The organism is Rhodococcus sp. NPDC060090, assembly GCF_042729855.1.
Classification (GTDB): domain Bacteria; phylum Actinomycetota; class Actinomycetes; order Mycobacteriales; family Mycobacteriaceae; genus Rhodococcus.
This window is the reverse complement of record NZ_JBHWXB010000024.1, coordinates 56,178-62,319: the sequence shown is the minus strand read 5'-3', so window position 1 is coordinate 62,319 and position 6,142 is coordinate 56,178. Positions and strand designations below refer to the sequence as shown.

The 6,142-nt window shown below is 62.9% G+C and carries 6 protein-coding genes; 2 read left to right on the top strand and 4 right to left on the bottom strand.

Going from position 1 to position 6,142, the window contains the following annotated elements:
• Nucleotides 1-1,058 precede the first annotated feature (1,058 nt).
• Nucleotides 1,059-1,427, bottom strand: a complete 369-nt coding sequence (locus ACFWCF_RS24695) for a hypothetical protein (protein WP_378567322.1) — start codon at nucleotides 1,425-1,427, stop codon at nucleotides 1,059-1,061.
• A 121-nt stretch (nucleotides 1,428-1,548) separates the two neighbouring features.
• Here ACFWCF_RS24695 and ACFWCF_RS24690 point away from each other — a divergent pair, with 121 nt between their 5' ends.
• Nucleotides 1,549-2,199 (top strand): hypothetical protein, encoded by a 651-nt coding sequence (locus ACFWCF_RS24690; RefSeq protein ID WP_378567319.1) that lies wholly within the window; start codon nucleotides 1,549-1,551, stop codon nucleotides 2,197-2,199.
• 354 nt (nucleotides 2,200-2,553) lie between these two features.
• Here the strand turns inward: ACFWCF_RS24690 and ACFWCF_RS24685 are convergent, their stop codons facing one another.
• Nucleotides 2,554-3,702, bottom strand: a complete 1,149-nt coding sequence (locus ACFWCF_RS24685) for a hypothetical protein (protein ID WP_378567340.1) — start codon at nucleotides 3,700-3,702, stop codon at nucleotides 2,554-2,556.
• Here ACFWCF_RS24685 and ACFWCF_RS24680 point away from each other — a divergent pair.
• Nucleotides 3,608-4,699, top strand: coding sequence for an acyl-CoA dehydrogenase family protein (locus ACFWCF_RS24680; protein WP_378567316.1), 1,092 nt, complete (start codon nucleotides 3,608-3,610; stop codon nucleotides 4,697-4,699). The genes ACFWCF_RS24685 and ACFWCF_RS24680 overlap by 95 nt on opposite strands.
• Before the next feature lie 21 nt (nucleotides 4,700-4,720).
• On the opposite strand, the gene ACFWCF_RS24675 is transcribed toward ACFWCF_RS24680, so the two are convergent.
• Together ACFWCF_RS24675 and ACFWCF_RS24670 are read right to left on the bottom strand one after the other, a co-directional pair.
• Nucleotides 4,721-5,560 (bottom strand): SDR family NAD(P)-dependent oxidoreductase, encoded by an 840-nt coding sequence (locus ACFWCF_RS24675; protein ID WP_378567313.1) that lies wholly within the window; start codon nucleotides 5,558-5,560, stop codon nucleotides 4,721-4,723.
• A 53-nt stretch (nucleotides 5,561-5,613) separates the two neighbouring features.
• Nucleotides 5,614-6,123 carry an acyl-CoA thioesterase gene (locus tag ACFWCF_RS24670; RefSeq protein ID WP_378567310.1) on the bottom strand — a complete coding sequence of 170 codons (510 nt, stop codon included), beginning with the start codon at nucleotides 6,121-6,123 and terminating at the stop codon, nucleotides 5,614-5,616.
• Nucleotides 6,124-6,142 lie beyond the last annotated feature (19 nt).

Sequence of the window (6,142 nt, the reverse complement as noted above, 5' to 3'; positions counted from 1 at the left end):
GACATGACCTTAGACAAGCCATATCTTCGCAGTTCAGGGCACCATTCTTTGCTTTCAACACTCGGTCGGCTCGTTATTTCCGTGAAAGCCCCGGGCTAATACGGGGCCGACAGCATTTACGGTATGGGGTGCGATCCGCGAGAACTGGGCAAGTCGCGGATGGGAGACTGGGCGTTTCGGCTATCCGCGAGGAAATGAATACCCGTTTGAAGACGGGTGGGCTCAAAACTTCCAGGGCTCGACGATAGACTGGAAACCGGGTGACCCCGTTAACCCGGCTGATGTCATCGAACCGAGCGGGCCGAGATGGGCAGATTACGGTTGGGATCCAACTTCTCCTGACGCAGCAATAGCCCCTCCGCCATTAGAACAAGAAAGCCCATCAGAACCTCCGGCGACACCAGAGGTGCCACAGCCAGATGATCAGGAGCTCGCTCCTTCTGCGCCACCACCCACTACCACGGATGATCCTGAGTCGGCATCTCCACGTCCAGCTTTTCATGGGATTGTAGGCCCCCTCCGCCGGCAAGATGAGCCAGACGAACCAGACCTCAGTTCATGCGCTGTACAACCAGATACTCCCCACGGATCGAATAACAACGCAGATCAGATACATACCCGAATCCGGTCCTACTGCCCGGCGCCAGGCCTCTCCAACCATGAGGTCGAAGGCGCAACGAAGCGGTTGCGCTGGTGGGGACAGCGCTTCCCTCTGTTCAGTTACTTACCTGAAGCTGGAGACCCTGCTGAGTTTGGTCCTAGCCCTTACCCGCGTATTCGCACTACAACTGCAGTTTGGTGCAGCCGTTACTCCGTCTACGATTATCAGATCCGGTTCTCGGGTAGCTTCATGATTGGAAATAGGACGTATTCGGCTGGCGGAAACCATGTCTTCGAGAAGGTTCATTGCTTCAACAATCGCTGGTAATAGCCCTCGCCTCCGCGATGATATTAACTGTCAGCTCGTGCGGTAACGGCAGTCCGACGAAAGAAGAGACTCAATTTTCGGAGACGGTTGCTGACAGCAGCCCAGGATTCACGTATCTTCCAGTCGATGATCAGACCATCAGCGGCCCAATTCCATCAATGACGGCGAACGGGACAGAAGTGCCGCTGCTATCCGCCGAATGGAACAGGATCGACGGCACCGTCGTCGATCCGCCAATGGCGGAGATGATATGGCCACGGGTCCCACCAGGCCCACTGCAGGCGTCAATTGAGACATCTGCCATTCCGGTTACTTTGGACTTGGTTCTTTTCGAAGCTGTTGGTTCCGACGGAATTCCTGATGAGTCGTCGATGAAATCCGAACCGTGCGTACGTTTCGACGCTGCAGAGAAACCGTCCGCTGCCGCCTGCGTATTCGGCATTGATGAGAACGCGATGGTGCGGTTGTACGTCCCGTCTCCAAGCACGTATGTCGTCATTGCTGCCACCTGGTATCCGAGGATCGGATCCGATGCGGAGAATGTAAATTCCGAGGTTGGCGCGACCTGGGGCATGACATCCCAACGTCCGTAGACTTGCCTGTACTCACCAGGAGGTGCAATGGCGATAGGTGTTTGGTGGCGCCCGGCGGAGAATCCCCAGCGTGCCGATTGGATTCGGGACGGATCCTATCCGGCCGTGTTTGATCGTTCGGGAAACAGATGGATGGCGCAGGCGTTCACGCACACCGTTCGCATACTGCACCCCGCTTATCTGAACGATCGTCCTGTGCGATGGGAGGATATCGGATCACGAACTGGCCACACCTTGAACATGGGCTCAAGCTGGTATGACGTGTCGGGAAGCACTAGCCCCAACCATGTTGTCGAGCACGTGTTCGACTGTCCGCCCGAACAGGGGTCGCTGCCTGCGCTATTCCAGGAGCCGCTTTACGAGTGCTTGGCGACGGTATCCACTGGCTTGCTCTGGAATGGCTACAACGACCCAGAAGCGCGGCGGCTGCTTGATCTGGCGCCCTCGACCCAGATCGACACAGCCGAGTTCCAAGTGTTAGAAGCGTCGGATTCGAATGAGTACGGATTCGAGTTGGCAGTCACGCCGAACTATTGGTGGCCAGAGGATCACTCATGGTGCGCAGCAACAGGTATCGATTCATTCGACACACTCGTCGCCACATCGGATACGCGTCTGACGGCGAACATCATGGCCATTCCGGGCATCGAGGCATTGATGATTCCTTCCCGCAGCTAAAAACCATCCTCCTTGCCCTGCAAGACCGCCGCACGGCCCGCTCCGACTCCTAGTGCCGCTGCCCCATTTGACCTCTACCTACCAGCCATTCCGCCTCGTGTGAGGCGAGGAAACTCCAGGTGAAACGCCGCGTGTCTGCTGCTCAGTGCGGACAACGCCGGGGTGTTCCTGCGAGGCGTGATCGGCACTGCGCTGCTGATGTTTCTGCTGTTCAAGCAGTTGGCTGCGGCGGCGTTCGATATGAGTCCAGTCCAGTACTGCGCGGCGGCCGTTCGGCCGGCCACCGGCGAGGGTGGCGTCGTCGGTGACGTGGTGGGCGCTGCGGTAGGCGGCGGCATCGGCGATGGTCGCCCGCTACAGGTCAGCGTGTTCGGAATCGTTCGGGCAGGGGCCGAGGCTCGACTGTGCCCAGGTCGGGGCGGTGTCGTCGGTGAGCTGGTCGCGGTAGTCGCGGTGCAGGTCGGTGATGGTCTGGTAGTCCTGGCGGATCTGCTGGGCGAGGTCGGCGGCGATGGTGTCGGCGCCGGAGACGGGCGCGACGATCCACTCGGGTGCGTCGGGGTGGGTGAAGTCGCGGCCGTCGGCGGCGATGCGGTCGAGTTCGGCGAGCAATGTGGTCGCCGGGGCGGTGGCCCCGGCCCGTTGTGCGAGGTCGGTGACGATCTCGTCGACGGTGGCACCGCTGATGTGGTGGATGTGTTCGATACGTCCGGCGATGGTGTGTGCCCGCTCGTCGTCGGTCTGCAAGGCGAGGGTGGGCAGGTGCTCCGCAATGGTGTCGTGGTGCGCCTCGAGCCACTCACCGTTTCGGCGGGCAATCAGCTCGGTCAACGGGCGGGCCATGTCGGAGCGCAGTGCAGCGGCGGTGATGTCGATGCCCTGTTCGGTCAGTCGCTCGCGGTGCCAGGTGAGCAGGTTGATCGGGTCGATACCGGCTTGGACGGCGCGGTGGAACTGGCGGGCGAGCAGGTGTGCGGAGGCTTCCGCAGCGATCCGGTTGCCGGTCTCTTCTCCGAATGCGGCAGTGGCGAGGGTGCGGACTCGCTGCGTTTCGAGTAGCGCGGAGGTGTCGCGGTAGCGGCGGATCACCTCGCCGATTCCGGTGTCGTCGGCGGCGGCGTGGTCGGTGGCCTCGGTGTAGCGGCGGGCGCATTCGACCGCGAACTCGTACATCTCGGTATCGGTGTCGAGGAGACTGCGGATCGGCAGCGGCGGCAACGCCGGATGGTCGTGGAACTGTCCAACGATGGTGCGGGCACGGTGGGCCAGGACCGCGCCGACGTCCTTCGCACCCCGCAGCGGGCCGATGGCGACGGTTTCGCCGAGCACGGCGCGGGCACTGTATCCGTGGTCGTGGGCGTCGGCGAGCACCTGTCGTAGTTGCGCCCATCCTTCCGTTCCGTCGACCATGCGCACGATCGGCTCGGGCAGAGTGCGGCGCATTTCTGTGTCGAGTGCGTCGTCGCGCCGCATCGACCGCGAGGTGTGCTTGAAGGCAGGCAAGCTGGGTCTGCTGTTGTGCTCGGTACCCGAGGAATACGGCGGTGGCGGAGGCACATTCGCGCACGATCTCGCGGTGTTCGAAGCGCAAGGCTACTCCGGCGACCTCGCGTTCGGGGTCTCGGTGCACAGCGGCATCGTCGCGCACTACATCCTCGAATACGGCACCGAAGAACAGAAGACGACGTGGCTGCCGGGAATGGCCACCGGTGAGATCCTCGGTGCGATCGGTATGACCGAGCCGACCGCCGGTTCCGACCTCAAGGCGATCAAGACCAGCGCGATCCGCGACGGCGACCACTACGTCGTCAACGGCAGCAAGACGTTCATCACCAACGGCTCGTCGGCCGACGTCATCGTGCTCGCCGTCAAAACCGACCCGAAGGCGGGGGCCAAGGGCGTGTCGCTGCTGATCGTCGACCTTCGTGACTGCGACGGCTTCGAGGTCGGCCGCGTACTCGACAAGGTCGGCCAGCACGCGGCGGACACCTCGGAGTTGTCGTTCGTCGACGTTCGGGTGCCGGTGTCGAACCTGCTCGGCGAATCGGAGGGTCTCGGATTCGGTCAGCTCATGGCACAACTCGTGCAGGAGCGACTCATCATCGGCGCACAGGCCGCGGGTGCGATGGAACGCGCGGTCGAGGAGACTGTCCGTTACACCAAGGCGCGGGAGGCATTCGGGCACAGTCTGTTCGAATTCCAGAACACCGCCTTCGAGCTCGCCGAGTGTCAGACCATCGCGCGCACGAGCCGGGTGTTCCTCGACTACTGCATCGAGAAGCACCTGCACGGCACGCTGGACGCGTCCGACGCCGCGATGGTCAAGTACTGGCTCACCGACAAGCAATGCGAAGTGATCGACCGGTGCGTGCAGCTGCACGGTGGTTACGGGTACATGCGCGAGTACCTGATCGCGCGGATGTACGAGGATGCGCGCGTCCAGCGGATCTACGCGGGGGCGAACGAAGTGATGAAATCCCTTATCGCCCGGTCGCTGTAGGGTCCGGAGGGCCCGAATCCGTCACCCGTCCACGAACACGTTCGGCTGGTCGTCGTGGACGCCGGTGAACATTTCGGTCGGTGTCAGAGGCCGGGACGCGGCCGTGTGCATGATCCCTTCGCGGTGTGCGAGGTGGGTCATGCTCTCGAGCCGGCCCGAGTAGTCGGTGGGCTGCTCGAGCATCCAGAGGATTCCTTCGGCCGCTTCGGAGCTCGGCGCGAAATCGCTGTGGTCGACGTCCGGCAGGTTGGCGAGCGTGCCCTCAGACGCGACCGGGGAATCGATGCGGAAGCAGTTGGCGGCGATGTTGTCTGCTGCGAGCTGGCGGGCGAGGTCGACGGTCATGCGCTCGAGGCCTACTTTGGCGATGCCGTAGGACATCAGTCCCGGGACCGGCTTCAACGCAGCCAATGAGGACACATTCAGGATGCGGCCGGCACCGGCCGCGCGCAGGTGCGGTACGGCATGACGGATCGCGATCAGCGGGGCGTCGAGGTCGATGGCCATCACGAGGTCGTGGCGGCGCAGAGGGATGTCGATGTCGCCTACGAAGGTGACACCGGCATTGTTGACGAGGACATCGAGCCGGCCGAGGTCGGCGACGGTCTGCTCGACCATGTCACCGACCTGCTCGCGGTCCGACAGGTCCACCGGAACGGCGATCGCTGTGCCTCCTCGGGCTCGGATGGTGTCGACGATGTCGTCGAGCGTGCCGGGGGTGCGTCGAGGGTGGTCGCGCGTCGACCGGGCTGCGCATGCCACGGCGTATCCGGCGTCGGCCAGAGCGATTGCCGTGGCCGCGCCGACTCCTCGGCTGGCGCCGGTGACGAGTGCAACCTTGCCGAGAACAGTATTCTTCATACGCAGAACTATACTTCCGAAAGCCGGCGAATCAAGGTCGCCGGCCTCTGTGATCACCAGGGGCGGCTCGTGGTGAGGTATTCGGCCATCTTCTGGCTCTGCCGACGGTGCGCACGGCGGGTCTCGGCTCGTTCGTCACCGGACCTGTTGAGCTGGACTTCCTCGTCGGACTCCGGCAGCACCGGCGGCACCTGGGTGGGCAGGCCGGCGTCGTCGATCGCCACGAACGTCAGGAATGCGGTCGCGGCGATCCGGCGGTCACCGCTGCGGAGGTCTTCGGCGGTGACCTTCACGAACACCTCCATCGAGCTGCGTCCGGTCCACGTGACGAACGATTCGAGGCACACCGAGTCGGACGGTGTCACCGGTGCGAGGAACGCCACAGAATCCGTCGACGCCGTGACCACCGATGCGCGGCTGTGCCGGGTCGCGGAGATCGACGCGGTCATGTCGATGTCGCTCATCAGCTTCCCGCCGAACAACGTGTTGTGATCGTTGATGTCATTGGGAAAAACCCTGCTGGTCTTGATGACTCGGGATTCGCCGCACGGTTTGGCCTGCACGCGTGGTCCTTTCGTAGGC

Excerpts from the sequence above, each read along its gene's own strand:
- ACFWCF_RS24695 (WP_378567322.1), bottom strand. The coding sequence starts at position 1,427 with ATGACGACATACGTGCTTGGAGACGGGACGTACAACCGCACCATCGCG.
- ACFWCF_RS24690 (WP_378567319.1), top strand. The coding sequence starts at position 1,549 with ATGGCGATAGGTGTTTGGTGGCGCCCGGCGGAGAATCCCCAGCGTGCC.
- ACFWCF_RS24680 (WP_378567316.1), top strand. The coding sequence starts at position 3,608 with ATGCGCACGATCGGCTCGGGCAGAGTGCGGCGCATTTCTGTGTCGAGT.
- ACFWCF_RS24675 (WP_378567313.1), bottom strand. The coding sequence starts at position 5,560 with ATGAAGAATACTGTTCTCGGCAAGGTTGCACTCGTCACCGGCGCCAGC.